Raw genomic sequence first — 16,954 nt, forward strand, 5'->3', positions numbered from 1 at the left:
ATATCGAGGAGGCCATTCGCTGCACCCAAGCCGCCTTAGAAGTGTACACCCGCAGCGCCTTTCCCTATGAGTGGGCAGCGACTCAAATTGGCTTGGGGACTGCCTACTGTGACCGCATCCGGGGAGAGCGAGCGGACAATATCGAGGAGGCCATTCGCTGCTACAAAGCTGCCCTCGAAGTCTTTACCCGCACCGCCTTTCCCGAAGATTGGGCAGATACTCAACTGGGCTTGGGGAATGCCTACTGTAACCGCATCCGGGGAGAGCAAGCTGACAATATGGAGGAGGCGATCGCCTCCTACAAAGCAGCCCTAGAAGTTTATACACCCTCCTCTTTACCCTTTGAATGCCTGACCACCGGACGCAACCTCGGCAACCTCGGCTACGACCTCCAAAACTGGGAAATCGCCATCGAAGGCTACAACCAAGCCATCCTAGCCATCGAACAAAGCCGCTACTGGGCCACCTCCGAAGCCACCAAACGGGAACTCATCACCAACTCCCTCAATATCTATCAAAAAATGGTGCAAGCCTGCATCAACCACCAAGACTACGCCCAAGCCTTGCTCACCGTCGAACGCAGTAAATCCCGCACCCTGATCGAACTCCTCGACAGCGCCACCCTCTACCCCAAAAACGCCACGGACGAACAAAAACAACGCATCAGCGACTTGCGCCGTCAAATCGCCAGCTACCAACAACAACTCGCCTACACCCGCAGCGACACTCTCACCCCCGCCACCGAGAAGCACCCCAACCAACCCTCACCCGAAACCCTCATCCGCCAACAACTCCAAGCGGCTAACCAGCAATTCCAAGACTTGCTCACGGAACTCGACGATCCCACCTTCACCCTCACCCAACAAGTCCCCCCCCAACTCCCGGACTTGCGCCGCCTCCTCAACCCCCAAACCGCCCTCATCGAGTGGTATCTCCCCAGGGAAGCGGAATCCGGGTTTTATGCCTTCCTTGTCACCCGCAAAAACGACCAAATCCAGATTACCCCCCACCCCTTCAACGCCGAGGACCGCCAACACCTGGAGCAAGCCCTACAGGACTACCGTAGCGACTACGGACAAGACACCTGGAATAAGCAACTCCCCCAACGCCTGGAAACCCTCAGCAGTGCCCTGCAACTCCCCCGCATTCTGGCTGAATTATCCCAGATTCAACAGCTCATCCTGATTCCCCACCGGGAACTGCACCTCATCCCCCTCCACGCTCTCCCCGTCTCTCTCCCCTCGCCTTCTGGGGGTGAGGGCCAATGCCTGCAAGACTGGTTCCCGGTCCAATATGCCCCCAGTTGTCAAATTCTCAACAACCTCCAGCAGCGTCCCCCCCTCAACCGGGAAACGGTCCCCTTCTTCGCCATTCAAAACCCGACTAACAAGAAAAATCTCGCCTTTGCTGAATTAGCAGTGGAACTATTATTGCGCCAATTCAGCCCCCATCAAGTCTTGCGTCGCGACCAAGCTACCCTGGATAATTTCACCCAACCCCAGACCCAAACCTTCCTTGAGCAGAGTCACGCGGTCCACTTTGGCTGCCACGGTGAGTTTGACCAGCGCAACCCCCTCAACGCCTATCTGAGACTGGCTAATCAGGAAAAGCTGACGTTTCTGGATATTTTCAACGGTCTTAATATTCCCCTCTGTCGCCTGCTGGTGCTGTCGGCTTGCAAAACTGGCTTAGTGGAAACGTCCGACACTGATGACTATGTGGGATTATCCAGTGCTTTTTTCTACGCCGGAGCGCGAACCGTGGTCGCCAGTCTCTGGAATGTGGATGAACTGGCGGCGACTCTGGTGACCCTGCGCCTCTATCAAATTTTACCAGACTATCCCTCGGTGACAGTCGCCCTGCAAGCGGCTCAAACCTGGTTGCGGGGGGTATCTTCTGCTGATGTTCTCCACTGGCTAGAACATGACCAGAAGGCGACGGAGGAGGAAGTCGAAGAAGTGGAAGGCCGTTTGGATTTATTTGATGACCCCCCGTTTGCTAATGCCTATTATTGGTCAGCGTTTACGGCAACGGGTTTATAATAGAGAATACTTGAGTCATGATGAGGTTAGACCATGCCCACACCTGAAAGAGAACGAATTGTGCGGGCTTTCTTGCTGCTTCTGCATCGAGAAAGCAAAAAACCGGAAAGTGCGATTATCCCCCCCACAGCTTGGGACAATTTAGGCGAACTGCAAGGGGGCCTCGCTCAAGCCAATGATGATATTAAAACCATAGCACGAGCCATTACAAAATGGTGTAAAGAACACCAATATAGTTCAATTCTCCAAGCTCTCCTAGTCGTCCAAGGTGATGCGATTCCTGAAGACGAAGACCCAGATGAGGACGAAACCGAAACGCAAATCCTGAGATTGACTAACTTATCGATTAGATTTGTGGATGAAACCATCAGCCAAGCTCAAAAGCAACATGAGCAACAATCATCATGACAGACAAGGTTATTTATGCCCCAGAAATTCGGTTATTTACCTATCATTTAAAACTCCTCAGAACCACAGACCTTAAGCAAGCCGACAAGGATTTAGATTTAAGGTCAATGATTGCCTATTATGTAGAGTTATTGGCGGATTATGGAGTGGTGAATTCGCTGATTAAAAAACTGCGAAAAGAGATGTTATCCCCCTGGTCAATTATTGATGGTTGGCTTCAGTATATTGATACAATTCAGATGTTTGTATGGTGGGGTGAAATGAGGATAATTGTTCTGAAAATTCTCATTAATTTAAACAATTATCTGAGCAGCCAGACCCTAGAATATGTCATGCAAAACTATCTATTTAGGGCGGATTTTGAAGAGTTAACTAATAATAAGAATAATAATCCATTTTTTAAAATTATCAATAATCCGGGCAAAATCGGGATTCAACACTTAAGTTTGTCGCCCAGATATCGAGGAGCTTTCCGCCCTCAATATATGAATGATAGCTATAGTTTTTTGTTGCACTTATTGCGTCCCCAAAAACTGGGACAAGATGGGGTGAAATTCTCAGATATTGCGGAATTAAGACCCCCTGAATCATTTTTCACGGGAACCTCATCAACCTTAGACGAACCCCTGCAAACTCATCTAAAACAAGCATCTTGGGGGACAACGATACTGTTTAGTGGTTTTATCGACTCTCCCCCAGCGACTCTGGAGAAGGGAAAACACTTGGCCGATGAACTATTACAAAACTTGTTAAAATTAGACTCACTAGAAACCGCGCCGCCTTTCTGGGCAAGTCGAGAGTTTTTAGGGGGATTTTTGTATGAATATCAGGATTTTTATAATCGCCATCCCTACGGACATATTCTGATTTTGCTGCTATTTTCAGAGGAGAGTAAAGAGAAACTGAATGGGGTTCAATGGTCGTTACCGGAGTTGTTTTTTTATGAGCGCAAGATTCATCAAAATTACCTCGATAGTCGTGAGGAATATGAAAGGGCGAATCGGGATATTGAAACGATAGAGAAGACGATTCGGACGTTTCCGCCGAATATTGCCACGACTGTTCCGCCGGATTTGTCGGAGGACGAGTTAAGGGGATTAAAGCAGGAAATTAAGAATTTGTTGGATTTATCGTTGCGTTATTCTCAACGAATGCGGAATTTGGTCACGTTCGAGAATACCATTAAAATCAATCGGCAAAATCATCTGAATACTTTGACGCGCATGGAGATAAAAAGTCAAAGTGATTTGACGGGTTGGCGGGATAAGGCGAATCATATTTTTGGGGCGTTTCAACGGCAAATTGAGGCGGATTTGGTATATCTTCAGCAAGGGGAACGGCTGTTAGATACAGCAATTAATACGATTCGGGGATTAGCGGAAATTGACCAAGCCGAACGCGATCGCACCCTGGAAAACCAAATCCAAACTGTTGGGGTGGGAATTGCGGTGGGGGCGATCGTGGCTTCGACTACAGCGTTAATCTTCCAGCAAGAACCCATGACCTTTCCCTGGCAAGAATACCACGGCGATCGCCCTCATCCGTTTATTTTCGCTTTTCTGCTGAGTTTCGCCTTTGCTATTCTAGGTTCCCTGGTGACAAAATGCTTCATTGATTGGAGTAAAAAAAGGCGATCGCCCTCCCGAGGGGTACAGAAGCGAAACCAACAGCGCTGAGGGTGACGCTGGGGGACAGGAAATAACGACGATTGACCAGATAGCAATCTCAAACCACAATGACGAGCGGTGCTATCCTTAGATAAGGATATGGGGTTCGACTTTGTACTTGCGGAATATTTATCGTTAGATTCGCTTTCAAGAGGGCTTGACAAGCGGACAAAACTGTGGTAATCAAACTGACAAAAGGGACAGAAAAACTGAGCTAAAATAGTGCTGCAATCTATCCCAGGTTAGAGATGAGTTTAAACAACAATGCGGAATCGCGGAAACGGATCCGGGCGATCGCCATTGCCGGTTTTGCGGTGGCGATGAGTGCTTTAACCAGTTGCGGGAATCGCGCGGAACTGGAAACCTGCACCATCCTAGAAATCGAGGATGCGGAATTTGAAGTAGATGTGGGAGATATGGACATCGAACGCGGCGAAGTGGAAATGATTTGCGAGGAGGAAGTAGTTGATGTAACTTGGGGTCAATTTCGGGAAGAATTGCGGATCGACCCGGGGAACTATAAAACCAACCTAGAACAATTTAAGCGCGAGGTGAGTTGCGTGAAAAACGCCCGCGACGATAAAGAGGTTTTGTGCAAAACCCAATCCTCCAGTGAATTCGTACCCTTGCGTTTCAGCTACGATGACTAACGGCAAATCTGCATAAATCAGAGGCGATCGCCCCTAAATCTCCTGGCGCCCGCGCCGGAGTTGAATTAACAGGGGTTGCATCACCAGCAAATGGCGATCGCTTTTGTGCCAATGGAGGAAGAAATGAAAGAGGTGGAAGAGTGTTTGGATTTATTGAACGACCCCCCTTTGTAGAAGCTTATGATTGACCAGCGTTTACGGCGATCGGGTTATAATGGAGGAGAATTGAGCCGCGATCGGGTCGAACCATGCCCACTTCATAAAAGCGAACAACAGATGACAGCCAGAGAAAAACTGATTCAAGCCATTCAAACCCTCCCGGAATCCCAGGTCGATCGGGTTTTAGCCTATATTAATCAAATTATGGCTGACGATCGCCGAACTCAGGAACAAGACTCTCAAGCAAAGCCATGTTTTGATGAAACTTGGTGGAATAACTTATCTCAGTTTAGCTCGGACTTTTTAGAGGTTTCGAGAACCACCTAAAATTCCAAGACGAGAGGATATGTTTGAATGATATTTTTACTCGATACTAACATTTTTATTTATGTCATTAAACAAAGACCTTTGAGGGTTAAGGAGCGATTGCAAAAACTCGATTCTGGAGAGGTTGGACTTTCTATCATTTACTTTAGCAGAGCTAGAATATGGAGCAACAAAAAGCCAAAACACCCAGGGCGATCGAGAAACCTTAACTCGCTTTTGTTTGCCGTTTCAAATTGTCGGTTTTTGCCCAGAAGATGCTCAAAAATTTAGCGAAATTCGAGCCGCCTGAGAGCAACGAGGGCAACCCATTGGCAGTTATGATTTACTGATTGCCGCTCAAGCGGTCAATCGGGGACTGATATTAGTGACTAATAATATTAAAGAGTTTAGCCGAGTTGAGGGTTTGAATCTAGAGAATTGGGTTGAGTAGGATTTGCGTTGACGGCGATCGGGTTATAATGGGGGACAACTGAGTTATACTAAATCTCTCACCTCTATTGTACCACTCCAGGGCGCGATCGCCTCACTTGCGCCGCTACACCTGCGGATCCCGCTTCGGTTCGCGAGGGGGTGGTGGCACATCGGGACTCGAGGTCATCCCATTCAATTGATATCCTTCTCGTTCCAATTGGCGCACGAATTGCGTCGGCGCTTCCAGTTGCGGTTGCGCGTCGGGCGCAGATGGCGCGGGTTGAGAGTGACGGAGTTTTTTTAACTTAGCTTGGCGTCCCATTTTCTGATTCGACCTCCAAGGAATAAATGTCAGTGTGGTTTTTCTTCATTATGCCATAATTCGCCCCATTTTGACAGGTTTGCCCGATCGCGGCCATTGTCCGGTTGAAAATGCTAAATTAGTCGAGTCGGCATTCGGGGTGAATTCACCGGCGATCGCGTGACTCTGGATAGAATAAACACCCAAGGAAACAGCGCCTGATGCCATTTCCCGGTGCAACCCGGAACCCACAGCGAACCCTACTTTATCCTACCCCATGTAGGCGAAGCAAGCGAGACCCATTCAACGCAGAACAATGACAGGAAACAACACAGCACTTTTATCCCAACCCCAAGAAACCCGCCAATCCGCACAAACGGCACATCTCTTAAGCGTGGCCCCGATGATGGATAGAACCGATCGCCACTTTCGCTATTTTATGCGCCAGATTACCCGCCGCACCTTGCTTTATACGGAAATGATAACCACGGCGGCAATTATGCACGGCGATCGCGAAGTGCTGCTGGGATTTTCCCCGGAAGAAAAGCCCCTGGCGCTACAAGTGGGCGGAGACGACCCCACCGAACTTGCCGAAAGTGCGCGCATTGCGAAAGATATGGGGTATGACGAGATTAACTTAAATGTGGGATGTCCCAGTTCTCGGGTACAAAACGGCAACTTCGGGGCCTGTTTGATGGCACAACCGGACCGCGTGGCGCGGGGAGTGGAGGCGATGCAAAAAGCAACCAACTTGCCCGTCACCGTGAAACATCGGATCGGGATTGACGATCGCGATCGCTATGAAGACATGGCGCACTTCGTTCGCACTGTATCCGCCACCGGCTGTCAGCGCTTTATCGTACATGCCCGCAAAGCGTGGTTATCCGGCTTAAATCCCAAAGAAAATCGCACGGTTCCCCCCTTGCGTTACGAGGATATTTATCGGCTCAAACGAGAATTCCCTCACCTAATTATCGACATCAATGGCGGAATCGTCACCCTAGACCAAGTGCGAACTCACTTACAGCAGGTAGATGCGGTAACGATCGGACGGGCCGCTTACGATAATCCCTACTTATTTGCCACCTGCGATCGCGACATCTACGGCGAACCCGTCGCCCCGCCCACCCGTCACCAAGTCGTTAACGCCATGCTTCCCTATATCGATGAATGGATGGCGAAAGGGATTACCCTGCATAAAATCAGCCGTCACATGCTACAATTATTCACCGGGCAACCGGGAAGCAGAGCGTGGAAACGCCATATCAGCGAAAACGCACACCTTCCCGGCGCAGGGTCGGATGTGATTCGCGCCGCATTAGCCAAAGTTCCCCTTTAACTGCCACTCACCGCCACATAGCTGTCGGGTGGGTACCGCCCACCCTTTTTTATACCTTACAGGTTTCCTCAGTTAGTCAAGTAATAGAGAGCGAGTTTTGATGAAAGCGATTTGCACTTTAGGACCGGCAAGCAGCAATCCAGACCTGATTTTCAAGTTAAGCAAAATTAGCGATCGCTTTCGCTTGAACGTGGCGCATTCAAATGCCCAAAGCTTGAACCGCTGGTTAACCCAACTCACCGATACTTTTCACCAAATTGGCACCGAATTGCCTGTGGTTTTAGACCTGCAAGGCTCGAAAATGCGAATCGGTTCCTATCCCAACTGTGAGCAAATTCCAGAAAACATCTGCTTATTTTTAGGAGATAAATCCCACAGCCGACAACGCCTACCCGTTCCCCATCCGGATTTATTTCGCGTGTTAGCTACAGGCGATATTTTGTCTCTCAACGATGCTAAAATCAAAGTAGAAATTACCGAAATCATCGATAAGCAAACGGCCCGAGGGAGAGTAATTCAAAATGGGGCATTAGACTCCTGTAAAGGCATCAATCGCACCCATCATCCGGTACCCTTTACCCAGGTTTCCCAGGGAGATAAAGCAGCGATCGCGGTGGGATTGCAGTATCCCTTCGTGCAGTTTGCCTGTTCCTTTGTCTTCGATGGTACGGAAGCACCACTGTTGCGCCAACTTATCGGCGATCGCCATTTAATCGCTAAATTAGAACGCCCGGAATCTTTGATGCATTTAAACACTATCGATAGAGTATTTGACGAATTGTGGTTGTGTCGCGGCGATTTAGGCGCACAAGCGGGATTAACCGCCTTGGGGCAATTGCAAGCTCAATTTATCCGCGCCTTTCCCGAGTTATCGTCTCCGAAGTATTTAGCGGGTCAAGTGTTGGAATATATGACCCATTTCCCCAAACCCACCCGCAGCGAAGTAGTGCATTTGTACGATATCCAACAAGCGGGTTTTGATGGAATTGTGCTTTCCGATGAAACCGCGATCGGGCAGCATCCGGAGAAGGTGGCCGAATTTTTAGGCGCGTTTTTGAATGCAGGAATTTCAACCCTGAACGAGGGCAATTTAAGGTAGGCATAAACCAACAGTGACCAAGCGAATTTTGCACCGTTGTACGAATTTACAACAAGTGAGCAATAGTCAACTCGGTTTCTTGTGCCCTGACAACCGCGCCAGTAGAGGACACAAGGTAGGCATTCGGGATGCTTCTTAACCGGAAATAACGCTTTATACCCGAGACTTTCATCTTTCCCTACCCGATCGCCCATTGCTATGCCATAATGAGGGAATACTCCGGGCAGGCATAATTGCAGGCTGGCAGTTCATTGGCAATCAGTGGGCTTTCTACCGCCCTGAGTTCCTCCCATTCGCCAAACCTGAAACCGTATGAGCCTTTGCATTAACCCCCATTGCCGCCAACCGGATCGCCCGGATAATCTCAATCGCCGCTACTGTCAGAGTTGCGGTTCCGATTTACTCCTCGAAGGGCGCTATCGCATTATGCGACTGTTGAGCGATCGCAGCGGGTTTGGCAACATTTACGAAGTAGACCATCTCGGTATCCCAAAAATTCTCAAAGTCCTGAAACAAGAGTGGAATAGCAACGCAAAAGCCGTTGAATTGTTTCAGCGAGAAGTCAAAGTTTTGGGGCAACTCTCTCATCCTGGTATTCCCCAAGTCGATAGTTACTTCCAGTATCAGACAAAACAGGGTGTGGGGCTGCACTGCATTGTCATGGAAAAAATTGAGGGGGTAAATTTACAGGAGTGGTTAGACCAAAGGCACAATCAAGGGATTACTCAGGAACAAGCGATTGAATGGTTAAAAGAAATTGCCGATATTTTGCAGCTTGTCCATGAGAAGCAGTTTTTTCATCGAGATATTAAGCCGCCAAATATCATGTTGCGCCCCAATGGACAATTGGTATTGATTGATTTTGGCACGGCGCGGCAAGAAACTTATACTTATTTAGCGAAAATGGGTGGGGCGGGCAGCATTACCTCAGTGAGTTCAGCCGGATATACGCCTCCAGAACAGCAGAATGGCCAAGCCCTACCGCAATCCGATTTTTTTGCCTTGGGACGGACGTTTGTGTATTTATTAACTGGAGAGGAGCCGGTTGATTTGTATGATGCTCATAATGATGAGTTAAACTGGCGCGGTCATGTTTTAGGAACCTCGCCCCTGTTCTTAAATTTTATCGATAGTTTAATGGCCCGAATTCCTAGCAAAAGACCTTGGAATGCTCGGGAATTATTGCAGCGCATTGGGGAACTGGAACGTCAGTTAGAGACACCTCCTAATCTCCAGTTAGAGACAACGGTAGATCTGAATCCACCTCCTAATTCGTCACAAGAATGGCGTAATCCGTTACTATATCGGCGGCCTGTAAGTCAAGGGGAATCGGTTTTATTGACGGGGCTATTGATCCTGGGGGCGTTGGGCGGCGCAGGCGTAGGTTTGTATAGCGCTCTAAAAGAGAATCCCTGCGTTTTCAGGAGAGAAAGCTATTGCGATCTCAGCCTAGCAAATACACTAGAAAATCGTTCCATAGCTAATTCTATGGTAATTAGCCCGGATGGGCAGACCCTTGTCACTGGCAGTGATAATAAAACGATTAAAATCTGGAATCTGGCAACCGGGGATTTAATCCACACCCTAGAGGGTCATGTCGGCAGGGTTAATTCTGTAGCAATTAGCCCCGATGGGCAGACCCTTGTCAGTGGCAGTGATGATAAAACGATTAAAATTTGGAATCGGGAAACCGGCGATTTAATCCGCACCCTAGAGGATCATTTCGGCATAGTTAATTCTGTAGCAATTAGCGCCGATGGGCAAACCCTTGTCAGTGGCAGTGATGATGCAAGGATTAAAGTTTGGAATCTGGAAACCGGCGATTTAATTCGCAGCATCACCAACCAGGGTGATTACCCTGTTTTCAACGCGGTTCAATTTGTAGCAATTAGCCCCGATGGGCAGACTCTTGTCAGTGGTAGTAGTCCGCCATTCGTTGCTATCAATATCTGGGATCTGGCAACCGGGGATTTTATCCGCACCCTAGAGGGTACTTCCAGCATGAGTGAGTCTATAGCAATTAGCCCCGATGGGCAGACCCTTGTGATTGGCACTTGGAGCAATATCAGAATCCGGAATCTGGCAAGTGGGCATTTAATTCGCACCCTATACGATCATTCTAACGAGGTTAATTCTGTAGCAATTAGCCCCGATGGGCAGACCCTTGTCAGTGGCAGTGATGACAATACTATCAAAATCTGGAATCTGGCAACCGGAAATTTAATTCGCACCCTAGAGGATCGTTACAGCAATGTTTATTCTGTAGCAATTAGCCCCGATGGACAGACTCTTGTGGGTGGCATTGGAGATACTATCAAAATTTGGCGCAAGAAGTAAAGGGAAGTCGCTATCATCAGGGTTCTTCCCCGTTTCGGGACAATTTTCGCGCCGATGCCTTGGTTCCCCTCATGTAGAGACAGCCATTTGTGGCGTCTCTCACGCTATGCTACTCACAGATAACTGTTATTTTGCCTTCCGCAATTCCACCCACAGAGAACAATCCTTGCAGTTGTTAGGTTGTCTGTTGGTAGCGACGCGGTGGGAGACGCGATGAATCGGCGTCTCTACAGGAAAATTGGATTAATTTGATGGGCGATTCCCTTGGGCGTAACTTCGCTTCACGCAGTAGGGATAGAAAAACTTTACCGATATCCGCAATAGTTATTTCGCCGCTAGCTTAACCCTCCACTCCAGGGATGGAAAACTCTACCGATAACCGCAATAGTTATTTCGCCGCTAGCCCAACTCTCCACTCTAGGGATGGAAAACTCTACCGATTTCCGCAATAGTTATTTCGCCGCTAGCTTAACCTTCTACCCTAGGGATAGCCAAACTATGGCGACAGCGCCACAGTTATTTCGCCACTACCACGCCATCAGTGGGAAAAACTGACCGATAAGCGGAAAGACAAAGGAAAATCTGCGACTCGGAATTTTTTAAGAACAATATTCAGCTTTTTGCAAATTGCCACGGTTAATCGAGAAGCAATTGCGATCGCCCTAGGGGCAAATTTTCGCGATGCGCCAGGTGAGGATTGAGTATGCCACGGCTAGGGTGAATGAACTGGAGGGAATTGTCACCCGAAACCCGCAGGATTTTGCGGTCGAAACGCCGCGTATTTTATTGCCAACTGGGCTAATTCAGGGGTTAAATGGTTCCACATGAGGGGGGAGGTGACTTGCGGAACCCTATATATATGGCCACACCTTTCCCATTATTCAGATTTTAACGCAAATCGCAAAAAGAGTCAACCCCAGATTGACAAAAAAGCGAAAAAAATCAGGGTTCGGTTTTGCCGGAGATTATTGGCGGCGTTTTTGTTCGCTGCGAGAGCGGATGAACTCGCCGATAAAGGCGATCGCACCCGAGGCGAGAATCAGCACCACACTGAGGGCATTAATATCAGGTTTTACCCCAGTTCTAATGCGACCGAAAATTTCCATTGGCAGAGTGACTGCGCCGCTACCGGCGGTAAAACTGGCGATTAACAAATCGTCCAAACTAAGGACGAAAGCCAACAAGCAACCGGAGATAATTCCTGGCATCAATTGAGGGAGCAACACTTGGAGAAACGCTTGCACTGGCGTTGCGCCCAAATCCAGGGCAGCCTCTTCCAAATGGGGGTCTAAATCATTCAGGCGAGTCGAGACCACCAAACCGATATAAGCCAAACAGAAGACAATATGGGCGGCAATAATCGTCCAGATGCTCAAATTAATTTGTACGGCGGCGAGGAAGACCAAAGTTGCCACAGCGATCGCGATATCCGGAACGATTAACGGTAGATAAGACACGCCCAGATATAAAGTTTTGCCCGGGAAACGATAGCGGGCCAATCCCACGGCCATTAACGTCCCCACCACCGCCGAAATTGCGATCGCAGAAAATCCGACAATCAAACTATTTTGCAGGGCATGAAGAATCGACTCATCTTGAAACAAGCTGAGATACCACTTCAACGTAAACCCTTCCCATCCCGCGCTATAGCGAGACTGATTGAAGCTGTAAAACGCCAGTACCAGAATTGGCAAATACATGAAAAAGAACATCACTCCGGCAAACGCGAGCTGCCAAGAGACATTAATTCTCGGCTTGCTGTTCATCATATCTACCGGAATGTCCTCCTGTTTGAGATGGGTTTGTGCCATCAACCTTCACCACTTCCACATTACCTACGGTTAACATTAATCGAGCCATTATTATTTTTTAGGAGAGGCATCGCCGAAGCGAATCAAGCCAGCGATCGCCAGACTCACTGCCATAATCAACACCATACTCAGCGCCGACCCAAAGCCCCAATCGCGCGCCACGCCCAAAAACTGATCGTAAATCAATCGAGAGACCGTCATACTAGACGCGCCGCCCAACAATTCCGGATTGACAAAATCCCCCATTGCGCTAATAAACACCAACAAAGACCCCGCTGCAATTCCCGGTAGAGTTTGAGGAACCGTAATTTTCCAAAACACCTGCACCGGGTTTGCGCCCAAATCCGAAGCTGCTTCTAACAACCGACGATCCAGCTTTTCTAAAGAAGCGTAGAGAATCAGCACCATATAGGGCAAGAAACTGTAACTCATGCCGATAAGAACTGCCGAACTTTGGTGTAGCAAATCCACAGAAGGGAGTCCGATAGTCGTCAGGATAGTATTGAGAACCCCGCTGGGGCGCAGAATCGTTTTCCAGGCATAAGAGCGCAGCAGAGAAGAAGTCCACAGGGGCAAAACAAAGCCAAGCAACAGTAAATTGCGCCAGCGTTTTGGCGTATCCAGGGCCAACCAATAGGCAACCGGAAAGCCCAACAGCAGACACAGGAGCGTCGAGCCGGTGGCAAAAAACAGCGATCGCCCGATAACTTGTAAGTAAACCGGGTCGAAATCCGACAGCTTGCATTGTTCGAAGCCCAAAACGCGGCAATAGTTATCCAGACCCGAGGGAATCACGCGATCGCCCGGTTGAATTTCCGGCACCAAACTCAGTTGAAAAATCACCAGAGTGGGCAGAACCAGCAACAGCAGCAACCAAATTCCTGCCGGTCCGAGTAATGCCAAAGGGCCGAGCCAATTGGGTTTTGGCCGACGTCCCGTTTTCGGTTCGTTTTTCGGTTTGCTTGGAGAAACAGTAGTGGGAGGAGTCATATTTTGCACCCAAACCAGGCCATTCGTGAAAACATCTGCACCGTTTGTTTTAACCCCCACGCAATGTAGCGCGGAAAGGAAGAATAAAAACTGTTGATTTCAAGTAAGTCATTCCTGCTTTTTCTGAACCATAAAATGACAGAGTAATTGCCAATATAAGCCTCATTAATGCTAGTTCTTATTTCTCGAAAGCGAGAAATAGATAATTCCCTGGGCGATAGTCGAGTCATGGAACCCTTAAACACTTTTCAAGCGAATCCAATAGCGGGCATATTCCTTTTCCTTGTCCGAACTCAGGGGGAGAATTCCTTCACAGCGATCGAGGATAGATTCCGGAGGGAAAAGAGTTGGATTGTTTTGGAATTCTGGGGGTAAAAGATTGTAAGCGGCGCGATTGGGCGTCGCGAAATAGAGACGTTCGATGAGAGCCGCAGAGACTTCTGGTTGGAGCATAAAATTCATCCAGGCATAGGCTCCTTCAACATTCGGAGCATTTTTTGGAATTACCATTGTATCGGTCCACAGAGAAGAACCACTGAGAGGAACCAAATACTGGAGGTCGGGATTTTCGTCAGATACAGCCAGAGCATCAAACGAGTAGCCCATTGCCACTTCCAAATCCCCTGCCAGGATTAAATCGCGCCAACCGTCGGTGGTAAAATTCGCCAAAGTCGGTTTGAGGTCTACCAGATGTTGGTAAGCCGAGCGAATCCGGTCCGAGTCAGTGGAATTATAAGAGAAGCCCAGCGATCGCAAACCAGCGCCGAACACCTCGCGCACGTCATTCATCAACGTCACGCGGCGAGACAATTGCGATTCTTGTTGCCAGAGATAATCCCAATCTTGGGGCGGACTAGAAAGCTTAGCGGCGTTGTAAATCAGACCCGTAGTGCCCCAGGTAAAGGGAATGCTGTAGCGGTTGAGCGGATCGTAGAGTGGGTCTTGGAACTTGGGGAATAGATTGTCCAGACCCACCAGACGAGAGCGATCGACTTGACGGAGCAATTGTAATTGGACCATCCGACCCACCATGTAATCCGAGGGATAGATGATACTGTAAGAGCTACCGCCACCGGCTTGAATTTTCGCCAACATTGCCTCATTCGAGTCAAAGATATCGACGATGACTTTAATGCCAGTTTTTGCGGTAAAACTTGCAAGCAACTCCTCATCGGTGTAATCGGACCAGGTGTAGATGAACAGTTCATCGGAAGAAGTCGAGCGCACCAAATCATTAGCACCCGGTTCGACTTCCCCTTCACTAGGCGTTGCGCCCAAAGTCCATCCACAACTCGACAGTGCGAGACCAGACAGGGCCGCCGCAGACGTCCGCAAGAACTGACGCCGCGTAGTAGTTGCGCTGTAGATGCGAGATTGAGACAAATCAGGGGTCGGCACTATTTTCTCTTGTGTTGTCTGTGACCAGCAGGATATCAGTTAACAGTAGCGTACCGATTGTTCGAGGGGGAGAGGTTCTCCCGTTTCGGCATCGGTATTTTGGCAGGCAAACATTTGTTCCGGGGAGAGCTTTTCAAATTCTAATTGCGAACCGAGACGTTTGAGGACATAGCCCCGGATTTCTTTAATGGGGAGTTGAGTCAGTTCGTCCAATTCTGGGAGAAAAGAGCGCAGGATTAACGAAGCCACCGGATGGGTGTGGTGGAGGAGTTTGGCAATCAGCAACTCTTTCATCTGCGGTTGAGAGCCATAAATGATTTGGGTGCCTTTGCGAGTCAGGTCGATCGCGAAGGGTTGACCATCACTTCCGAGAAAAGTAGCGATCGCTCGTTGGGGGCAGTGGGATTCGAGTTCTGCTAAAAATTGATTGACTCCCTGTAAATTCATGGTGGGTATCGTGGGTGTTTAGTGCAACAGATAGGGGATTGAGAGGATAGACTCATTCATCCCACCGCGCCATCCGGGTGAGTAGAAGCCAAAGCGATACAGTCAGTGGGATGCCAATGGGTATAGATGGGGGTATCCGGGTCTGGGAGAGTGTTCGCCACCGTATTGGGTTGCAAGACCGTCAGGCGATCGCCCGAGAGTAATTCCACCAGATATTGCACGTGGGTGCCCAGATACATGACATTTTTCAGACGACCTTCAAAGCAATTGACCTCCACCTCCGGGGGATAGAGACTGAGGTTAATCTTTTCCGGACGGATGCTGACCGTGAGCTGGGTGGCATTTTCATTCCAAGAATCAGGCGGTTGCACGGCAATTTTCAGTCCGCTGCCCGTGCGAATCAACACGCCAGCGCGATCGCCATTTTCCAACCGACCGGGCAACAAATTAGTTTCCCCAATAAAATCAGCCACAAAAGCACTGCGAGGATGCTCGTAGATTTCCGTAGGCCTGCCGACTTGCTCGATTCTGCCATCATGCATCACCGCGATGCGATCCGACAGAGAGAGCGCCTCCTCCTGATCGTGAGTCACCATCACAAACGTCAAGCTCAAATCCCGGTGCAGGTTTGACAATTCCACCTGCATTTGCTTACGCAGCTTCAAATCCAAAGCGCCTAAAGGTTCATCCAGCAAAACCACCGTGGGGCGATTTACCAGCGCCCTAGCCAACGCCACCCGTTGCTGCTGACCCCCCGAGAGTTGGGAAGGAAAGCGATTGGCGTAAGACTCCATTTTGACCAAATTAAGCGCTTCTTTCACCCGTTCTTCCACTTGAGCTTTGTTGTAGCCTTTAATCCGCAACCCGAAAGCAATATTTTGGGCGATCGACATGTGGTTGAACAGGGCATAGCTTTGGAATACCGTATTCACCGGGCGCTGATAAGCGGGGACTTGGTTCATCGACTTCCCGCGAATCAGCACTTCTCCCGCCGAGGGAGTTTCAAAACCCCCGATCAATCGCAGCATGGTGGTTTTACCGCAACCGGAAGGCCCGAGGATGCTAAAAAATTCCCCACGACGAACTTGCAGGTCTACCGCTCGGACAGCCGTTTCGCCGTCAAAGACCTTAAAGACCTTGCGAAGTTCCACATCGAAGAGTGCATCGGTTCCAGTGGCGTCAGGAAGGTGAGTTGTAGCAGTTTGAAACATGATGGCAATGGCGGTGATGCCCCTCAATAGAGTGTGCAAGTGGTGGAGTCAGTTCAGCCGATCCGATCTGACTTGGGTTTATTCTATCCACCGAATTCGGAGAATGGTAATCTTAATGTTTCTTTCTCGCGCAGTTTTTACCGGAACTTGAGCCATGAGAGTTCTGAAATCCCCGGAATTGCTGCATCAGCGAAGGAGTGACCATCCACGAATCTGCCAGCAGCACGGTGCCATTGCACCTCGCGAGATCGGGGATGAGGCGATCGCCACTTTTGCTCCTAGGTGACGTACTCCCGACGCCGACCGCTTAGGCGGTACGGCGCGGGCTTCTGCGCCCAGACCTTTGAGATCTGGGTT

Annotated in this window: 15 protein-coding genes; 8 read left to right on the plus strand and 7 right to left on the minus strand. The window is 49.2% G+C overall.

The annotated features are described in order from the left end of the window. The 5 genes from AC0QH1_RS20990 to AC0QH1_RS21010 form a co-directional block, all read left to right on the plus strand. Positions 1–2,042, plus strand: a 2,042-nt coding sequence (locus AC0QH1_RS20990; RefSeq protein WP_324633268.1) for a CHAT domain-containing protein, incomplete at its 5' end; no start/stop codon positions are given. A 33-nt stretch (positions 2,043–2,075) separates the two neighbouring features. Beyond that, positions 2,076–2,450 (plus strand): hypothetical protein, encoded by a 375-nt coding sequence (locus AC0QH1_RS20995; RefSeq protein ID WP_324633269.1) that lies wholly within the window; start codon positions 2,076–2,078, stop codon positions 2,448–2,450. Further along, complete coding sequence (locus tag AC0QH1_RS21000; protein ID WP_324633270.1) at positions 2,447–4,126, plus strand: hypothetical protein; 1,680 nt, start codon at positions 2,447–2,449, stop codon at positions 4,124–4,126. The genes AC0QH1_RS20995 and AC0QH1_RS21000 overlap by 4 nt, the downstream gene beginning before the upstream one ends. Before the next feature lie 239 nt (positions 4,127–4,365). Continuing rightward, a complete protein-coding gene (locus tag AC0QH1_RS21005; protein WP_324633271.1) occupies positions 4,366–4,767 on the plus strand; it encodes a hypothetical protein in 402 nt (133 codons plus the stop codon). A gap of 180 nt (positions 4,768–4,947) precedes the next feature. Next, complete coding sequence (locus AC0QH1_RS21010) at positions 4,948–5,253, plus strand: hypothetical protein (protein WP_324633272.1); 306 nt, start codon at positions 4,948–4,950, stop codon at positions 5,251–5,253. 535 nt (positions 5,254–5,788) lie between these two features. Here AC0QH1_RS21010 and AC0QH1_RS21015 read toward each other — a convergent pair. Further along, positions 5,789–5,986: a hypothetical protein gene (locus AC0QH1_RS21015; RefSeq protein WP_324633273.1), complete on the minus strand. Its 198-nt coding sequence runs from the start codon at positions 5,984–5,986 to the stop codon at positions 5,789–5,791. Positions 5,987–6,034: 48 nt separating this feature from the next. Further along, positions 6,035–6,193, minus strand: a complete 159-nt coding sequence (locus AC0QH1_RS21020) for a hypothetical protein (protein WP_324633274.1) — start codon at positions 6,191–6,193, stop codon at positions 6,035–6,037. Between the two features lie 88 nt (positions 6,194–6,281). On the opposite strand from AC0QH1_RS21020, the gene dusA reads away from it, so the two are divergent. The 3 genes from dusA (at position 6,282) to AC0QH1_RS21035 (ending at position 10,740) form a co-directional block, all read left to right on the plus strand. After that, the gene (gene dusA / locus AC0QH1_RS21025) at positions 6,282–7,304 is read left to right on the plus strand and encodes a tRNA dihydrouridine(20/20a) synthase DusA (RefSeq protein ID WP_324633275.1); all 1,023 of its coding nucleotides are present in this window, start codon (positions 6,282–6,284) and stop codon (positions 7,302–7,304) included. A gap of 100 nt (positions 7,305–7,404) precedes the next feature. Beyond that, positions 7,405–8,403 carry a pyruvate kinase gene (locus AC0QH1_RS21030; protein ID WP_324633281.1) on the plus strand — a complete coding sequence of 333 codons (999 nt, stop codon included), beginning with the start codon at positions 7,405–7,407 and terminating at the stop codon, positions 8,401–8,403. 312 nt (positions 8,404–8,715) lie between these two features. Then, on the plus strand, positions 8,716–10,740 hold the full coding sequence (locus tag AC0QH1_RS21035) for a serine/threonine-protein kinase (RefSeq protein ID WP_324633276.1): 2,025 nt from the start codon (positions 8,716–8,718) through the stop codon (positions 10,738–10,740). Positions 10,741–11,705: 965 nt separating this feature from the next. Here AC0QH1_RS21035 and AC0QH1_RS21040 read toward each other — a convergent pair. The 5 genes from AC0QH1_RS21040 to AC0QH1_RS21060 form a co-directional block, all read right to left on the minus strand. Continuing rightward, positions 11,706–12,551, minus strand: a complete 846-nt coding sequence (locus AC0QH1_RS21040; RefSeq protein WP_324633277.1) for an ABC transporter permease — start codon at positions 12,549–12,551, stop codon at positions 11,706–11,708. 51 nt (positions 12,552–12,602) lie between these two features. Beyond that, on the minus strand, positions 12,603–13,541 hold the full coding sequence (locus AC0QH1_RS21045; RefSeq protein WP_442957349.1) for an ABC transporter permease: 939 nt from the start codon (positions 13,539–13,541) through the stop codon (positions 12,603–12,605). 237 nt (positions 13,542–13,778) lie between these two features. After that, positions 13,779–14,939, minus strand: a complete 1,161-nt coding sequence (locus tag AC0QH1_RS21050; protein ID WP_324633278.1) for an ABC transporter substrate-binding protein — start codon at positions 14,937–14,939, stop codon at positions 13,779–13,781. 39 nt (positions 14,940–14,978) lie between these two features. Beyond that, on the minus strand, positions 14,979–15,386 hold the full coding sequence (locus AC0QH1_RS21055; RefSeq protein ID WP_324633279.1) for a hypothetical protein: 408 nt from the start codon (positions 15,384–15,386) through the stop codon (positions 14,979–14,981). A 56-nt stretch (positions 15,387–15,442) separates the two neighbouring features. After that, the gene (locus AC0QH1_RS21060; RefSeq protein WP_324633280.1) at positions 15,443–16,597 is read right to left on the minus strand and encodes an ABC transporter ATP-binding protein; all 1,155 of its coding nucleotides are present in this window, start codon (positions 16,595–16,597) and stop codon (positions 15,443–15,445) included. Positions 16,598–16,954: the final 357 nt, after the last annotated feature.

Source organism: Phormidium sp. CCY1219 (assembly GCF_055795085.1).